General features: G+C 41.0%; 17 protein-coding genes. 1 reads left to right on the forward strand and 16 read right to left on the reverse strand.

Annotation, left to right across the window (positions count from 1 at the left end):
* Nucleotides 1–1,943: S-layer homology domain-containing protein (locus AC1DE7_RS21140; protein WP_477535108.1), on the reverse strand; the 1,943-nt coding region annotated here is incomplete at its 3' end.
* A gap of 508 nt (nucleotides 1,944–2,451) precedes the next feature.
* Entirely contained in the window at nucleotides 2,452–2,649 is a 198-nt protein-coding gene (locus AC1DE7_RS21145; RefSeq protein ID WP_024631599.1) for a cold shock domain-containing protein, read from the reverse strand.
* 346 nt (nucleotides 2,650–2,995) lie between these two features.
* On the opposite strand from AC1DE7_RS21145, the gene AC1DE7_RS21150 reads away from it, so the two are divergent.
* On the forward strand, nucleotides 2,996–3,349 hold the full coding sequence (locus tag AC1DE7_RS21150; protein ID WP_477535109.1) for a hypothetical protein: 354 nt from the start codon (nucleotides 2,996–2,998) through the stop codon (nucleotides 3,347–3,349).
* A 172-nt stretch (nucleotides 3,350–3,521) separates the two neighbouring features.
* Here AC1DE7_RS21150 and AC1DE7_RS21155 read toward each other — a convergent pair whose 3' ends face one another.
* The 14 genes from AC1DE7_RS21155 to AC1DE7_RS21220 form a co-directional block, all read right to left on the reverse strand.
* Nucleotides 3,522–3,863, reverse strand: a complete 342-nt coding sequence (locus tag AC1DE7_RS21155) for a flagellar protein FliT (RefSeq protein ID WP_477535110.1) — start codon at nucleotides 3,861–3,863, stop codon at nucleotides 3,522–3,524.
* Nucleotides 3,856–4,257 (reverse strand): flagellar export chaperone FliS, encoded by a 402-nt coding sequence (gene fliS, locus AC1DE7_RS21160; protein WP_405130889.1) that lies wholly within the window; start codon nucleotides 4,255–4,257, stop codon nucleotides 3,856–3,858. Before fliS ends, AC1DE7_RS21155 begins: the two co-directional genes overlap by 8 nt.
* Before the next feature lie 23 nt (nucleotides 4,258–4,280).
* Nucleotides 4,281–6,167 carry a flagellar filament capping protein FliD gene (gene fliD / locus AC1DE7_RS21165; protein ID WP_477535111.1) on the reverse strand — a complete coding sequence of 629 codons (1,887 nt, stop codon included), beginning with the start codon at nucleotides 6,165–6,167 and terminating at the stop codon, nucleotides 4,281–4,283.
* A 20-nt stretch (nucleotides 6,168–6,187) separates the two neighbouring features.
* A complete protein-coding gene (locus tag AC1DE7_RS21170) occupies nucleotides 6,188–6,574 on the reverse strand; it encodes a flagellar protein FlaG (protein ID WP_405130891.1) in 387 nt (128 codons plus the stop codon).
* A 129-nt stretch (nucleotides 6,575–6,703) separates the two neighbouring features.
* Nucleotides 6,704–7,942 (reverse strand): flagellin lysine-N-methylase, encoded by a 1,239-nt coding sequence (gene fliB / locus AC1DE7_RS21175; protein WP_477535112.1) that lies wholly within the window; start codon nucleotides 7,940–7,942, stop codon nucleotides 6,704–6,706.
* A gap of 130 nt (nucleotides 7,943–8,072) precedes the next feature.
* Nucleotides 8,073–9,788, reverse strand: a complete 1,716-nt coding sequence (locus AC1DE7_RS21180; RefSeq protein WP_405158013.1) for a flagellin N-terminal helical domain-containing protein — start codon at nucleotides 9,786–9,788, stop codon at nucleotides 8,073–8,075.
* A gap of 144 nt (nucleotides 9,789–9,932) precedes the next feature.
* Nucleotides 9,933–10,178 (reverse strand): carbon storage regulator CsrA, encoded by a 246-nt coding sequence (csrA, locus tag AC1DE7_RS21185; protein WP_477535113.1) that lies wholly within the window; start codon nucleotides 10,176–10,178, stop codon nucleotides 9,933–9,935.
* Between the two features lies 1 nt (nucleotide 10,179).
* Nucleotides 10,180–10,626, reverse strand: coding sequence for a flagellar assembly protein FliW (locus AC1DE7_RS21190; protein ID WP_127549077.1), 447 nt, complete (start codon nucleotides 10,624–10,626; stop codon nucleotides 10,180–10,182).
* 88 nt (nucleotides 10,627–10,714) lie between these two features.
* Nucleotides 10,715–11,284, reverse strand: a complete 570-nt coding sequence (locus tag AC1DE7_RS21195) for a DUF6470 family protein (RefSeq protein ID WP_405130894.1) — start codon at nucleotides 11,282–11,284, stop codon at nucleotides 10,715–10,717.
* 13 nt (nucleotides 11,285–11,297) lie between these two features.
* A complete protein-coding gene (gene flgL / locus AC1DE7_RS21200; RefSeq protein ID WP_405158015.1) occupies nucleotides 11,298–12,218 on the reverse strand; it encodes a flagellar hook-associated protein FlgL in 921 nt (306 codons plus the stop codon).
* A 24-nt stretch (nucleotides 12,219–12,242) separates the two neighbouring features.
* The gene (flgK, locus tag AC1DE7_RS21205; protein ID WP_477535114.1) at nucleotides 12,243–13,808 is read right to left on the reverse strand and encodes a flagellar hook-associated protein FlgK; all 1,566 of its coding nucleotides are present in this window, start codon (nucleotides 13,806–13,808) and stop codon (nucleotides 12,243–12,245) included.
* Between the two features lie 19 nt (nucleotides 13,809–13,827).
* Nucleotides 13,828–14,331, reverse strand: coding sequence for a flagellar protein FlgN (locus AC1DE7_RS21210; RefSeq protein ID WP_076333996.1), 504 nt, complete (start codon nucleotides 14,329–14,331; stop codon nucleotides 13,828–13,830).
* An 11-nt stretch (nucleotides 14,332–14,342) separates the two neighbouring features.
* Entirely contained in the window at nucleotides 14,343–14,627 is a 285-nt protein-coding gene (gene flgM / locus AC1DE7_RS21215) for a flagellar biosynthesis anti-sigma factor FlgM (protein ID WP_036612484.1), read from the reverse strand.
* A gap of 172 nt (nucleotides 14,628–14,799) precedes the next feature.
* On the reverse strand, nucleotides 14,800–15,207 hold the full coding sequence (locus AC1DE7_RS21220; protein ID WP_076328744.1) for a TIGR03826 family flagellar region protein: 408 nt from the start codon (nucleotides 15,205–15,207) through the stop codon (nucleotides 14,800–14,802).
* Between the last annotated feature and the right edge of the window lie 148 nt (nucleotides 15,208–15,355).

Here is a 15,355-nt window from a genome sequence, read left to right on the forward strand (position 1 = left end):
ATCTTAGTTACTGTAGTATCAGGTGCCACATAAGCTGCCACTGTTACTTCCTCCACGCTTCCTGCATTGTGACCTGTTTTAGCCGCATAACGTACTTCATAGGTTCCTGCAACCAATTCCGTGATTTCAGTTCCTGTCACTGCTGTCCAGGCATTATTAGAGTCTTTCAAGCGATATTCCATCGCGTCTGTAACGCCTGTAATTGTACCGTCATTTCCTGTTGCCGTTACCGCTGTGAAACTCAGCCCTGTTGGCGCTGCCTGATCTGCTACTACCACCACTTCCGTTACTGCTCCAGCATTAAACCCTGCTTTCGCTGCATAACGTACTTCATACGTTCCTGCTACCAGTCCTGTGATTTCTGTTCCGCTCACGGATGCCCAGTTAGTCGTTCCTTTCAAGCGATATTCCATCGCCGCAGTAACTCCAGTAATTTTTCCATCATTACCTGCTTCAGTGACTCCTTTAGGGGACAGGCCCGTTGGTTTTTCTTGATTTATTGCTCCCCCACCTGTCGAGCCACCACTTGATCCTCCACTCGAAGATCCACCTGAAGAAGATCCACCTGAAGAAGATTCTCCGCTTGGAGCAGTAACCGTAGTTGATGGCGTGTTAACAACAATGCTACCTTTTTGGTCACCTTGAACATTGCTTGGTCTTACATCAAATGCGGAATTCTGGGAACCGGAATTCAGTGTTACCGTTGTAATATTAGATGCACCTAATATTTTTGAAATTGCGTTTAATACAAGATTCACAACTTGCGCACCAGCACTAATTTGGATTGTGTTATTGGCAGCCGTAGCATCCACTTTCACGTCCTGAATTGATCCACGCTGCAATTGTACAGTCACGGATGCGCTGAATACATCAACATCATCAAATTTACCATTTAACTGAACTTTCGCATTAGATGGCAGTTCTTTTGCCAATTCAATATCAGTAAATCCCTCACCTTTTAGTTCATTCTCTTCCACTTTGGCAGAAGATTGTACAATCACTTTTTGAGCTGTTGTTGTGCCTTCTGCGACCAAACGAACGGTACCATCCTTTTTATTTACTAGAACGTTGACAAGTACTGAATCTACAAAATGAATAGAGTTCTCACCGCCACCCTCTACATTGGTAGTACCGTGGACTTTTACATTTTTAATGGTTACGTCTCCGCTGCCAATACCTGAAGCAAGCAGTAAATCACCTTTAATTTCATAGTTTTCAAGAGTCACGCCAGCCACATTAATAATTACATCACCGTTCACAACTTTGGTTTCTTGTGCGCTTCCATATGTTCCTGGTGTATCAATGCTTAAAGTTTCTTTTGCTACCGTCCGGTTGTTTAGAGCAGAATCAATCAGGACAATCGCTTCAGCGCGAGTCAGCTGCTTTTGAGCCTGGAACGTGCCATCTGGGTATCCTTTCATGATCCCCTTCTCAATTACTGCTGCAATACTCCCCTGACTCCAAGCAGGAATTTTACCTGCATCTTTGAATTGTTTGATTCCTTCAGAGTTACTTGGGTCCAAACCAAGAACACTAGATATCATACTCGCTGCTTCCTGACGGCTAACATTGGAAGAAGGTTGGAAGGTATTGTCGGAATACCCTTTAACATAACCAGCTTTGAGCGCTTTAGCTACGTCATTATATGCCCAGTTGGATGGTGACAAATCTTTAAAATCAGCAGATGCTGTTTCAGAAAATTCAAACAACCGATTCACCAATACGATGAACTCGGCACGTGTAATTGCGCTATTAGGTTTAACCGAACCATCCTGGTAGCCCTTCAGACTTCCATTTGCAATCCAGCTATCAATTTGTTGTTCCGCCCAGTGTCCTTTAACATCATTTACAGACTGTGCAGATACAGCACCCATTGATGACAGTGCCATACTTAAGCTCAATGCGCTAACAAATGCTCCACGAAGTTTTTTCTTTTTGCTCATGTTGTCCTCCTAAAGTCTTATGTATTAATCTCAGATAATTGTTAATGCTCTGTTAGACGATTGTAATAATTCTAACAACTTAGATGTATGGGTCTAATTATCTAGTAAGGTAGTAACAATATACCATATACTGGACGAAGTATTCTACTATTTATTTACTCTTCAATGATAGTTCAGGAAGAAGATTGGAATCTCCCTCCAGAAAAACTCGTTTTTTACACTATTACTATGTTGAATAATCAATCTCTTATCATCGTTTATCCACATACTTTCGCTCTTATGCATCATTAAAAATTTTACCGCTTTAATTATCAAACAGCTCTAAAATCGTATTTTTTAGAACATTCATTTATAGGAACAATGATAGCTTTATGTAAAATTGAAGCTAGACTTAATTAAATTTATAATAAAACAAAAAAAGACCCCGGAAAGTACCGGAGTCTGATGCTAGCGATAATTCAATCTGGTAACCATCTAACCATATATGTAGGTCGGATTGTCCGGATGATTATAATTTGATTACGTTAGCTGCTTGCGGTCCACGCGCGCCTTCGACGATGTCGAATTCTACGGATTGACCTTCTTCCAAAGTTTTGAATCCTTCGGATTGAATTGCGGAGAAATGTACGAATACGTCGCCGCCGTCTTCAGTCTCAATGAAACCGTAACCTTTTTCTGCGTTGAACCATTTTACTTTACCTTGCATGCACTAACATTCCCTTCGTCATCAAATGAAGTGAAGCTTTCGGCCTTAACCTCTGCCCACAATTCAGATAATACCATCCAAAGTTATCCATTGTCAATTGGAAAAGTAAATGTTTTCTTGGAATTTTTTGTAGATTAATTGGGGATTGTGTTGAGAGGTGGGATATCTTGAATATATCAGGTTTAACAGTTTACTGTTTAGTCTAATTTAACAGTATTAGCGGCCTAAAAATATAATTGGATATAGTAAATGTTTTATTTTTAGTTTTATTTTAATATAAAAGGAAAAATATTGAATTTAATTTAATTATGATGTACTATAGGTAGTATAAAAAGGAGATGACACTATGAAAAAACTTTTATTGGCTACATCAATGGTTCTACTATTCTCAGTAAGCGCAGGAGTAGCGAGTGCTGCTGAATCAACTGTTACATCAGCGGCTACTAAAGCCATCGAGTACACCATCACATTAAAGGTCGGAGAATCTTATCAGTTAGGTTATAATCCGACTTATGGCCGTAATTATACTTATTACATTGCTCCGGATAATCAAGACTATTTTGGTGTTAGTCGTAATGGGATGCTCACAGCATATAAACATAATTTTCAAATTATGCCTTGGGAAGACCATGGTGAAGTTAATGTGGTAGATGCCAGTGGCAACCACATCGAGAGAGTACATGTAAGAATAGTTCAATAGAAAATCATGAAAGAACATTTCCTTCCTTAGAGGCAAATGTTCTTTTTGTTTGGTTGAATATTCCTCTCCTGAATAACGACAAATAATACAAAAAAACCTTATTTCACACCTTTGACTCGTGGAATGCTTACCTTAGTCAAAGTTCGTGCATAAAGGTTTTTTTGTAGAATTCTTATTTTTTTCTATCCATTAAAAAACTATCTGGTGTATATCCCGCTTCATACGCGTTTCTTTGCACTTTCGCCTGTCCACGCTTATGCAACCAATCCTGTGCTTCCAGTCGAAGCGTGTTCATTCGAGCAAGAATCTCCTGATCTTTTTCCAATAGGCTATTAATGATGGCTTTCTCATGTTCACTAGCCTGTTCTTGAGAAAAGTGTTCAATCAATTGATCCACAATCTCTTGTCGTACTTCTGTGAAGGATTCAAGTTGCTCGTAACTCATATCATATAGATTAACCAAAATGTAATTAGTCGTACTCTCCAATTGACTAATACATTCTGATCTATACATTGGAATTCACAGGTTGACCTTCCTGGCTGATCGCAATCTTGGAAGCTTGAATCCAGGTCTCACGGAGTTCGGATAGATAACCTACAGCTTCTTCGGCCTTCGTTTCATCTCGATGAATGTTGGCTTCAACAAGCAAGTAATTCGTGTACTCATACAGAGAATATAAATTTTTCGAAATATCATAATCCTGATTCAATGTACTCATTAATTCACTAACAATGGTTTGAGCTTTCCCCAGATTGAGATTAACCTTTTCAATATCCTGTTGTTGCATTGCAGCAATTGCCGTCTTGGCAAAACGAATAGCTCCGTCATATAACATGATGACTAACTGCGCCGGATTAGAGGTTTGGACAGAGGATTGACGATATTTATCATATGGAGAAGTGATCAAAAGTCTCACCCTTTATATTAAAATTAATTACCCAATTGAGATAGAAGACTGGACGACTGTGACTGCAACTGTGTCATTGCTTTTTCCATCGCAGCAAACTGCTTATAATAACGATTTTCAGTAGCTGTAATATTGCGCTGCATCGTATCAATTCTGCTATTATACTCTTTCAGTTGCCTGCCCATTGGATTTTCCGCACTGAATGTGCTTGTGAGATCTGTTGTAAAACGGTTCGTACCTGAACGATCAGATATCCGTTGAATTGCCGTAGTAGCCTTATCTGATAATTTATCGAATAACCCGTCGTTTGGCGAAGATACCGGCCCTTGGAATACATCAATCACGGCCTGTGGATTGGTACTAATCATACTTCTGAGCTTTGCCTCATCTTTTATAATGAGTTTACCATTCTCTGAATACGTTCCCGTAGTGATCCCCATCGCACTGAGAGGCCCAAGTGCTCCTGTGATTACACTTCGCATATCTGACAGCACGGACTTGATGATATCATTATTTTTCAGCATTCCACTTTGAGCTTTTTCTGTCCAAGCCAGAATCTCAGATTCTTTCATTTCTTTTTTATTTTCGTCTGTGAGTGGTCTAAAATCCTTATATCTGGTTTCTCTAATCGTTGAGTTCAGTGATTCAATAAGTTTATTGTAATCATCAATGAAACCTTTGATCGTTTCAAGCGCCTTGTCTGGATCAGTTTGGTTTTTGATAATGACAGGGTTATTAGCCTCTGTCTCCTCTAGCATTGTCAATTGCACACCATTAATAGTGAAGGTATTCGTTCTAATATTGTTAATAGATTGGCCATTCACCTTGACCACAGCATTACTGCCCGGTATATCATTCCCACTCGAATCTTTAAGTGATTCCAAAGATTTAGAGTCTTCTATAAAAGGCTCTGCTCCCTTAAATAAAGCCAAGAATTCATAAGACTTACCACCTAGCTTAATTTCTTCAATTCCATTTTTAGCTTCAAAACTAAGTTTGCCTTTATCATCAAAACTAGCGGTTACTCCAGCTTTTGCATTATTGGTAATTTCATCTACTATGCTCTGAATGGATGCTGTATCTTTGAATTCAAACTTCTCACCATTAATACTGAAACTATAAGTCTTCGCCGCTGCGCCTGGTTCGGGAGCCTTGCCATCAAGTAACGTTTTCAAGTCAGCAAGCGTCTTGTCTTGTGTAACACCTGTTCCTGCACCATTTGTTTCTATTTTTGTTTTTTTGGAAAACAAAGCAATAATTGAGTTACTACCTGACGGAGTCTCGATAACTACTTTTCCATCCGCTCCACCCGATTTCGAAGCAAATGACAGTTTACCAGTAGCCTCATCATAACTCGCAACAACATCGGCTGCTGCATCAGCGTTAATAACAGAGATCATGGATGCAATCGAAGTGGTACCGTTGAATTTATCTTTAAAAGGCACACCATTAATGGTGATATCGAATTTTTTTTCAATATACTCTGCCCTCTCTGTAGCACTCAAGCTGGAGAGATCAACGCCATCCAGAGTAGCTAAGGAGGTACCAGCACCAATTCCTTGGCCTAAACCTGGCGTTTCAAGCGTCTTTGCTACTGCCAATTTCTCAACACTGACTTTCATATCAGCCATCGTCGCACTTGCTCTAGCTTCAGCTTTAACCGCAGTTGTATTGCCAGACACTATCGACTTATTAGCATTAAGCGCTGACGGGGCACCATATTTATCTGTTAGTTTATTGATACGAAAATCATACAACTTGCTACTTACCTCGCGATAGCTCTCACGTTGCCATTGAAGAACCTGTTTATCCTGATTCAATCTGTCCATTCTGAGATTCTTGGTAGCCATCATGCTCTTGACCATACTATCAATATCCATACCTGAAAAGCCGTTAACGCGTGTAACCATTGTGCACCTCCAGATCCATATTATACCTTCTCGTCAACTAAAATTCCGGCAAGTTCCATCATTTTAGCAACCAAATCCAATGTTTTCTCAGGAGGAATCTCGCGGATCAACTCCCCTGTATCTCTATTAAGTACCTTTACCATAATTTCATGTGTTTTCTCGTGAATACTAATATCCAATGTCGTTTGTGGGCCTTGCAGGGATTTCACGGCATTCTCAATCGTTCTAATCAAGTGTTCCTGACCAGCAGATAGAGGAGCTCCTTGCTTCTCCAACTGACTCAAACTCAAACCTTTATTTAAGCTTGAATTCAAGTCTCCTCGTTGCGTTTCAGATGCTGAAGATATATCCCCTTGTTGACTGACAGATGATGACGTATTAGCGGATAATGAGAACTGTACATTCATCTTTACCACTACCTCCGGCTACATATTTACTTTTTATATCGGTTATCATCACGTTTCTCATTAGAGCTTTATAAAAAATATGTATAAAAAGACCTCGGACAATGCCGAGGTCTTTTATGAACGGAATATTTAATTTTTGATCAAAATCGACATATATGCCATTGAGGTGAATCCATTATCTTCTAATAGCTCAAGAACATTATTGAGATATGTGGAGTTGTGTTCGATCGTTTTAGCGAATGACTGAATAAGTTTTATAACAAGTTCCTCATTTAAGCCCTTATGGAAACCAGCCATACCAATCAAATGCAGCTTAATCATAGAGAAATGAACGACCATCATAACGTAATCGTCATATACCCGGCTTCGTCCAAATGGGAATAGATTTTTGAAAACATGGTTTACAAGGTAGTTTTCGAGGATATATTCATGCTCATCCATGTAGGGAGTATAGTAATTTTCACTTGCCGCCTTATATCTCTCTGCAATCTCTTCCTCTGGGGAGTCCTCAGTATACATAATCCCGTTCAGCGCTTCCACTACACATTCCATATAACGAGATTTATGCATTCCATGTCCAAAACGGAAATCCATAAGCTCCTTACATATTTTCATCTGTACTGTTTGATTTACAGGAATATTTGCCAATGACTCTTTAGTAGCAGGATCTTCAATCATCCTTGAATACGTTGTGATGGTATCAAGAACTTCTTCCATGTTCCCATCGTCGATCTGAGATTGTATCTTCTGGTAGAACAGCCCTAATACAATCAATCGTTCTGATATCGTGTAATCACGGCTTTGCAACACTTGAATCGTAAAAATCCTCAAGTCCCAGAAATACTTGGTTAATTTATTTTTGGCACTCGGATTATCGGTAACAATCTGCTTGGTAATCCAGACTTTGTTGTCTTCGCTTTCTTCAATCTCATTGAACTGAATGCCTGCTGGATTCAACAACGTAAGTCTCGCCGCTTCTGGACAAGATAAGGTCGTAGACTTCTCTATTACACCATTGATGCTGTTTATACTTCTAGGATACGTACTGCACACATTGGATAAGAAGTCTTCACCTAATGTAAGCTGAACCTTACACAGGTTTTCCTCAGATAGGAATCCACATCTTCCTTGTTCATCCATTTTAATTTTGCCATATCTATGTTCAGTAGGCTCTGATCGTTGTCTAGAAACGTTTTTATCAAATAAAGGTCTTAATTCAATATTGCGAGATTTGGCATACTTCTTATACGTCTGTTGATCAATGTCAACTCTCCATCCAACACAGCAGGAATCTTCACAGGCTGAGCCTATACAAGCAAATTGCTGCATATACTCGGGAACTAGAATGGTTCGATTTTTTGTTGTCATGAGTCTACCTCTCATTCACCTTTTGTAAATAAAAATAGATACCCTCGCATGGAAGATATCTATTTCAACTTGCAAATGTAAAAGATTCCGAAGGAATTGGATAACCAATCCCTCCAGAAATAATTTAAAATTAACGAAGCAATTGCAGAACGCCTTGTGGTTGTTGGTTTGCTTGTGCCAACATCGCTTGAGCTGCTTGAGCCAAGATGTTGTTTTTCGTTTGGGACATCATTTCTTTTGCCATGTCTACGTCACGGATACGGGATTCCGCTGCAGTCAAGTTCTCAGAAGATGTTCCCAAGTTGTTGATTGTGTGCTCCAAACGGTTTTGTACAGCACCCAGTTTAGAACGTTCGCTGGATACAGAAGCAATCGCTTTGTCAACAATTGTAATTGCATTCGCAGCATTTGCGTTGCTTGTCAGATCAAGAGCTTTCTCTGCATTTGTGTTGTTTGTTCCGTTTGTTACATTAGTTGCTGATGAGAAGCCAGCACCCGAACCAGTGATACCCAATGCAGCAGCACGCATATCGTTAACACCAAGAGAAAGAGATTGCTTTTCATTTGCACCGATTTGGAATGATGCAGAACGATCCTCATACTCTGCAGCTGAGATATCTGGACCCACTACTTCCACTTTAGACGATGCTGTCTCTAATTTAAATGTACCTTCCAAAGCAGTTGCAGTACCTTTAGCTAGGTCAAACTTAATGCCATTAGCATCGTAATTGAATGTAGCACCGACTCCAGAGAACTTAGTGGAAGATACGGAATTACCGTCTTTGTCCAATAAATCAACAGTCAGATCAGTACCTGCAAGACTCACTTTCACTTGGGAGACATTAGCAAGAAGTTGATCGTCAGCTGCATCGATCTTAAAGTTAGACAGTGCCGCCGGAGTAACGCCTGCATTAGTATTTGTCGCCCAATCCTGTGCGGTTGGAATTGTGTTAACCACAGCTGTAGTTAAATTACCACTAGCGCCGTTAGCTTTTTTCAAGTCCATAGTTACAGATTCACCTACGGCCCAATTTTTAGCGTCAGATCCTTTAAAGGAGAAAGAGATGCCCTCATTGTCAAAGGAGTAAGTATCCTTAGCAGCATCGTAAGCTAATGCTTGAGCATCAATTTTCAAATTCAAAGGAGTACCCGTTTTATCGATACCATCAAATGAAAGCTTAAAGCCATCGGCATCTCTTGTGATCTTAATCTCATTCTTACCTGCTGCTGATCCTTCATTTACTGCTGCCCAATCAAAATCGTTTGCTGCTTTACCAGTAAACTTAACGTCAAATGCCACTTTGGAAGCATCGTTTGACCATGCGATTGGCTCTGCGCCAACTTTAACTGTTTGGGTAGTTGCTTTAGTCACATCAACTGTTGTACCCGGAGTAGTTACCGCTGCTTTTGTCATGAATTTATCAGACAAGTCACCGTTCAACAATTTCTTCGTATTGAACTCCGTAGTGTTACCGATCCGGTTGATCTCGGAAGTCAGTTGGTTCATTTCTTTTTGCAGTTCTTGACGGTCTGGAGTTGTGTTTGTATCGTTGGAAGATTGAACTGCCAGCTCACGCATACGTTGCAGAATGGAGTGAGTTTCGTTCAATGCACCCTCAGCTGTTTGGATCAAAGAGATACCATCTTGAGCGTTACGAGTAGCTTGGTCCAAACCACGGATTTGTCCGCGCATTTTTTCGGAAATTGCCAAACCTGCAGCATCGTCACCAGCACGGTTGATACGAAGGCCTGAAGACAATTTTTCGATGTTTTTGTTCGTGTTAGCAGTGTTAGTGCTCAGTTGGCGGTGTGTATTCAACGCCGCGATATTGTGGTTGATAATCATTAGAAATTTCCTCCCTGAAAATAAGTTAGTTCCACATCCTTGTGGTAAACGCTGCGACATTAAGGTCGGCCGCCCTGCCGAAGCAGCGTCTAAATTATATATCGACGAGAGGTGTGCAACTGTTTATAGCAAAATGGAATATTTTTAATCTTTTTTCAATTCCGAGTTACGCAGGCGTTCCATAAATGCTTCAACATTGGCGGCAAGAGGCGTAGCTGACTCCCGGTTAGTTTCCTGAATGGACGCATATATCTCCTGACGATAGATATCAATATGTTTGGGTGCAGAGATTCCGATTCTCACCGTATCTCCTTCTACAGCTAGCACCGTAACTTCGATCTGATCCTGGATGATGATAGACTCGCCTTTTTTTCGCGACAATACGAGCATCTCACACACCTCCTTTAGCGGAATTCAACTGTTCTTCTGGCCAGATCAGACAACGCGTCTCATACCCAGATTGATGTAGTACGACTTGCTTACCTGTTCGGTTCTCTGGGTTCAACACAACTGGAGCCAATAGATTCATCGTAGATCGGCTCACCTGTGTATGAATCGTGACCATAGAATACACTTCAACCTGGTCACGAATCTCAAGCTCATCTCGATCTGCCTCGGGTAATTCAAAGCTATATCCAGGAGAGAAGAGGAATGGATTAACAAGCAGGAAGGAAAGCTCTTGCTCCTGAAGAGATTGTAAATATACAAAGGGAGTATCCTCCCACGGAATTAATGCAAATTTGTGCTCATCATCGAATCCAGGCAGCCCCTTGGAAAAGGAATAAATAACCTCATCTTGCACTTCGATCTCGCCCCACATACTTGTCTGAATTTTCATAATAACGAAGCCTCCCAAACAAAGATTTTACGCAAAAAGAGCTGTAGATGTCTGCTTCAAGACTGTCTACAGCTCTACTTTATAGTTGTTACATTCCAACATCAATAGCTGGTGGCGTATACTGTATTGATGCATACTGCTTCACATAGATGTCGAGTTTACCTCGCTGATACTCGATTTCAGGTCGATTGACCCTAACATTCAGCTCTGAAACGGCTGGTGTGTAATTAAGTTCCGGAGCACGAACATTGACACGAACATCTACGTTGTCGATAGATGCCGGTCCTCGCATCTCTGGAAAAGAAGTCCCCTGCCAATCCTCACCAATAATATTAGCAATCGTATTACCTGGTTTATGAATCTCTGCTAATTGATCTCCTTGTTGAACACGATTAGCAATGTTTTGTAAGAAAATCTGCTGAATACCCGAATAAATCCGAGCATTCATATCAATCATATTTCCACCATTGTAAGCTGCGAATGCTTTAGATTGATCAACATTCAGCTCTGGAGCATGACTTTGAACTGTTAACTTAGCAGGTCTTGTGTGAAGCTGCACATCCGCCTTAGGCTGACGCAATGAGAATTGCCCAAGATCAGCATCTATGCTTAATAGAGATGGTGTCGTTCTAATCTGAACAACAGGAAGAGTATTCATACCACTCCTCCTTTTATCTCAGAAAGTCCACAAGAGACGGTGATATAATCTTCGAACCTGCTGATAGTGAAGCGTTATATATGTTTTCCTGTATTTTAGATTTCATGATTAGCTCTGCATAATCTGCATCCTCAACCTTCGCCTGAAGATCCGTTAAGTTCACACCCAGATCATCGAGACGGCCCATCATTAATTCGATACGATTCGTTTTGGCTCCAATCTCAGAGCGGATAGCCAGCATTTTATCCATTCTACTGTCAATGGTACCCAGTTGATTAGATAATTCCTTCTGATCTCCATCTGATAATGCTTGAATAATGTTATTCAAAACTACAAATAGATTGTCATCTTCATCTTCATTCCCAAATGCTTCATTACCCGTTACATTAATGGGTAGTTGCACACTTTCCCCAACAATGAAATTGATTTTACCTGTATCGGTAATGACAGAAGCTGCATCTGTTGTATCGGAAGATCCATTCGCATCCTTGGTAAAATCGTAAGGCTTAATGTCATATGTTTCACCATTAAATACATATTTACCATTCAGCTTACTATTCGCTACATCAATAAGCTGTTCTTTTAACTGATTAACTTCTTCTTTGACGCTATCTAGAGCAGATTGAGGGTTCGTGCCAGTGGATGCTTGTACGGTCAACTCACGCAAACGCTGCACGATACTCCCTGCTTGATCCATAACTGTATCATTAAAATCTAGCCAAGATGTCGCACTATCCACATTCTTTTGATACTGTTCATTAGATGCGAGTTCCGCACGATAACGTAAAGAGTAAGTAATACCCACCGGATCATCAGAAGGCTTGTTAATTTTCATTCCTGAAGCCATCTGAGTCTGCGTATTATTCATCTGCTGTGCATTTCGGTTCAGGTTCAAAAGCAGCTGTGAACTGAGCATATTATTCGTTATTCTCATAGTTTGTTATGTCACTCCTTTCTATTATCTGCCTACTGTTCCAGTAGAATTAATTAATTTATCAAGCAATTCATCATAAGTGGTCATAAATCGAGCAGATGCGTTGTATGCATGTTGGAACTTGATCATATTGGACATCTCTTCATCCAAAGATACGCCGCTCACAGATTGACGACGAGTCTCTACTTGCTGGACAAGAAACTCAGTATTAGATGTCTGACGAGCAGCTTCCTGAGATTGAACCCCAAGCTGTCCTACAATTGCACTGAACTGTGCACCAATTGTGGCGTTTCGCAGGCCATCCGTAGATTTAATCGATGTATCCTTTAGATTGGCAATGAGTATAGCAAGGGTGTTATTCCCTTTAACCACCGTTTCCGTTCCAGAAGCATCCGTCGTAGTGCGCAAAGATGAAGCTATTTTGTTCGGATCGGCCAAAATCTCGGCATTCAAGGAAATATTACCAGCTGTTATGCCGGTGGATACCGGATTAGCCGGGTCGGTTCCTGCCACTGTGAAAAATGGAATACCGGAAGCCGAGGTGCCATCTAAGCTGTAACCAAGTTGATGGAGCCCATTCAGACCTTTCACAGTAACTGGAAAATCTTCCTTTAGTTGACGATCGGCACCTGTGAGGCCCCAAGGATTATTCTCAGGCAAAACAGAACCTGCAGGAATCGTAATTTTGATATCCCCGTTAGCTAGCGTGTTGGCGAGTTCATCCATTTGCTTCTGATAATCACTCACCAAGGTGTCTCTGGACTTAATCATCCCGTGAACCTCACCATTGGTGAGTGTTCCTGCAGTATAAGCCGTGTTCAGATAGTCCGAAGTTACCTCCGTCGTTACAGCTCCACCTGTAACAAGAGCTTCTCCATTCATCTGAATCTGATAACCTTGTGGAGAATCTGTAACGGAAATATTCATGATTTTGGACAGTTTATCTGTCATCAGATCACGTTGGTCACGTAAATCGTTGGCATTGTCGCCAAGAGACTCGACTTTTACAATGGCACTATTGAGGTTTGCAATGTTACCAAGGTAGCCCTGAATCTCATTACTTTTCACAGCAATATTGCTATTCAGATCTTCGCTAAGCGCACCCAATTGGCGGCTAATCTGATTCATCGCATCCGTAAGAGCCAGTGTTGTTTCCTTGACAATACGACGTGCTGTAACATCCTCAGGATTCTTACTCAGATCTGACCATGATTTGTAGAAGTTATCCATAACCGTCCGAAATCCGGTGTTGGAAGGCTCGTTCACAATAGCTTCAAGTTTCTCAAGCGTGTCTCGTTGAATGGACCAACTCCCGAAGTTGGTGTTTTCATTACGATATTGGTCATCCAGAAATTTCTCGCGCACACGGGTAATAGAGTCGAACTCTACCCCTGTACCGAGCTGTCCTGGTGTTGTGCTATGCAGAAATGCAAACGGCTCCATTGGAATGGATGCCTGCATGTTTACCTTTTGGCGTGAGTACCCTTCTGTGTTGGCATTGGCTACGTTATGACCTGTTGTGCTAAGAGCTGTCGTCTGTGTGAACAAACTGCGTTTAGCCGTTTCGATTGAATGAAATGTAGATGTCACCTGGTTTCCCCCTAATTAATCAGGCACGCGTGTCAAACAGACCGATTCGCCCTGGATTACCGTTCTTATCAGCAGGATGCTGATATGTGGCATCCTGTTCTGGCCGAGAAGCAAAGATATCCATTGAAAGATCAATAAACATCAACGATTGCTCGATCAGCTTTTGATTCAGTTGATTGATTTCCTTTAACTCCTGCAGTGTTCCCGCCAGCTTCTTCTGGACTTCAAGCAATCGCTGTTTGTCAGCCGGATCAAAAATCAGCTTCGAGATCTCCGTAATGTTCAGGTTCAACATGGACTTGATGCCCCGCTCCTGAAGCAATTCGTGAACTGCGCTCTGCCGTTCAATCTCCAATGGCTCTTGTTGTTTCATGAAACGGGATTCTTTGTTCAGAACGGCAATGAGTTCATCCACATCGTTTTTGACAATGACCTGTCTCTTGACCTCGCTGAGTGCCAGCATATCGCGGTGACTTTGTTCCATTTGCTGCAAAACTGCAATTAATCTGTCCAGTGCTGCCATTACGTGATCACCTATTCCTTATCAAAAGACTTAAAATACGGCAACAGCTTGTCAGCAAGCTTGCTGCTGTCTACCTGATACGTTCCCGAACTCACCTGTTCCTTCAGTTCCTGTATCCGCTGTAAGCGTCCTGCATCCTGTGTACGACTTTGTTCCTCAAGCATCTTCATCGCCTCCGGAGAAATGGATACTTCGTCCTTACGGCGGCTCTTCTTGGCATCAGCCTGCTGATTGGATTCAACGTTCCTTTGATATGAATTGATTGCTCCAATTCTACTCGGTTCATTGATTTTCATATGAACTACACTTCCTTCCACGTTAGAATTTTACATTGATATACGTTTTTCTTACCTTATCTTTATGTTATCGAAATGATTGGGAAAATAAAAAAACCGATAATCTTTAATAAGTTTATCGGTACGTTTCAAAACATTTGTTATAGCAATATTCGTATTTAAGACCTCATTCCTATGAATCGCGTAGTTTGTCGACAGCATTGTAGGTTCGTCCGCCTATATTGCCGTTATCCTTCTGACCTACATCACGAGCTGCACTAGCTAAGTCTTTCGTCAAGCGATGACGACAAGAGTCACACATATGACCTTCACGAATCAATGTTCCGCATACTTCACAAGGATACATCATATTCGGGGCATTTTCGATGGAAATCCGTCCCTCACGGATGAACTTGGTAATGGTTTTGATAGAAACTTCTGTTGCATCAGATAGTTCCTGAATATTGGTGCCTTTATTTTCGCGCAAATAATCTACACAGATCTGATATTCCTGTTCCATTTCCTTAATACAATTCGAGCATACATCTCGAAAATTCAACGCATATAATTTACCACAGCGAGGACAATTACCTAGATTCATCGCTAAAACGCCCCTCTCAAACTTCCATTTCCGAATAGATAATAATTATACATTACCTTATTTTCTCTGATGAAGCCATAGTCTATTTACAAAGCAAAAAAGGGGAACAGGATGCACATATATGCAAACCCTTTCCCCCTTATACATT

The sequence above is a fragment of the Paenibacillus sp. 10L310 genome (assembly GCF_056395745.1).

Excerpts from the sequence above, each read along its gene's own strand:
- AC1DE7_RS21210 (WP_076333996.1), bottom strand. The coding sequence starts at position 14,331 with ATGGCAGCACTGGACAGATTAATTGCAGTTTTGCAGCAAATGGAACAA.
- AC1DE7_RS21190 (WP_127549077.1), bottom strand. The coding sequence starts at position 10,626 with ATGAAAATTCAGACAAGTATGTGGGGCGAGATCGAAGTGCAAGATGAG.
- flgM (WP_036612484.1), bottom strand. The coding sequence starts at position 14,627 with ATGAAAATCAATGAACCGAGTAGAATTGGAGCAATCAATTCATATCAA.
- fliB (WP_477535112.1), bottom strand. The coding sequence starts at position 7,942 with ATGACAACAAAAAATCGAACCATTCTAGTTCCCGAGTATATGCAGCAA.
- AC1DE7_RS21195 (WP_405130894.1), bottom strand. The coding sequence starts at position 11,284 with ATGAATACTCTTCCTGTTGTTCAGATTAGAACGACACCATCTCTATTA.
- AC1DE7_RS21170 (WP_405130891.1), bottom strand. The coding sequence starts at position 6,574 with ATGAATGTACAGTTCTCATTATCCGCTAATACGTCATCATCTGTCAGT.
- AC1DE7_RS21150 (WP_477535109.1), top strand. The coding sequence starts at position 2,996 with ATGAAAAAACTTTTATTGGCTACATCAATGGTTCTACTATTCTCAGTA.
- AC1DE7_RS21155 (WP_477535110.1), bottom strand. The coding sequence starts at position 3,863 with ATGTATAGATCAGAATGTATTAGTCAATTGGAGAGTACGACTAATTAC.
- AC1DE7_RS21180 (WP_405158013.1), bottom strand. The coding sequence starts at position 9,788 with ATGATTATCAACCACAATATCGCGGCGTTGAATACACACCGCCAACTG.
- flgL (WP_405158015.1), bottom strand. The coding sequence starts at position 12,218 with ATGAGAATAACGAATAATATGCTCAGTTCACAGCTGCTTTTGAACCTG.
- AC1DE7_RS21220 (WP_076328744.1), bottom strand. The coding sequence starts at position 15,207 with ATGAATCTAGGTAATTGTCCTCGCTGTGGTAAATTATATGCGTTGAAT.
- AC1DE7_RS21145 (WP_024631599.1), bottom strand. The coding sequence starts at position 2,649 with ATGCAAGGTAAAGTAAAATGGTTCAACGCAGAAAAAGGTTACGGTTTC.
- fliD (WP_477535111.1), bottom strand. The coding sequence starts at position 6,167 with ATGGTTACACGCGTTAACGGCTTTTCAGGTATGGATATTGATAGTATG.
- csrA (WP_477535113.1), bottom strand. The coding sequence starts at position 10,178 with ATGCTCGTATTGTCGCGAAAAAAAGGCGAGTCTATCATCATCCAGGAT.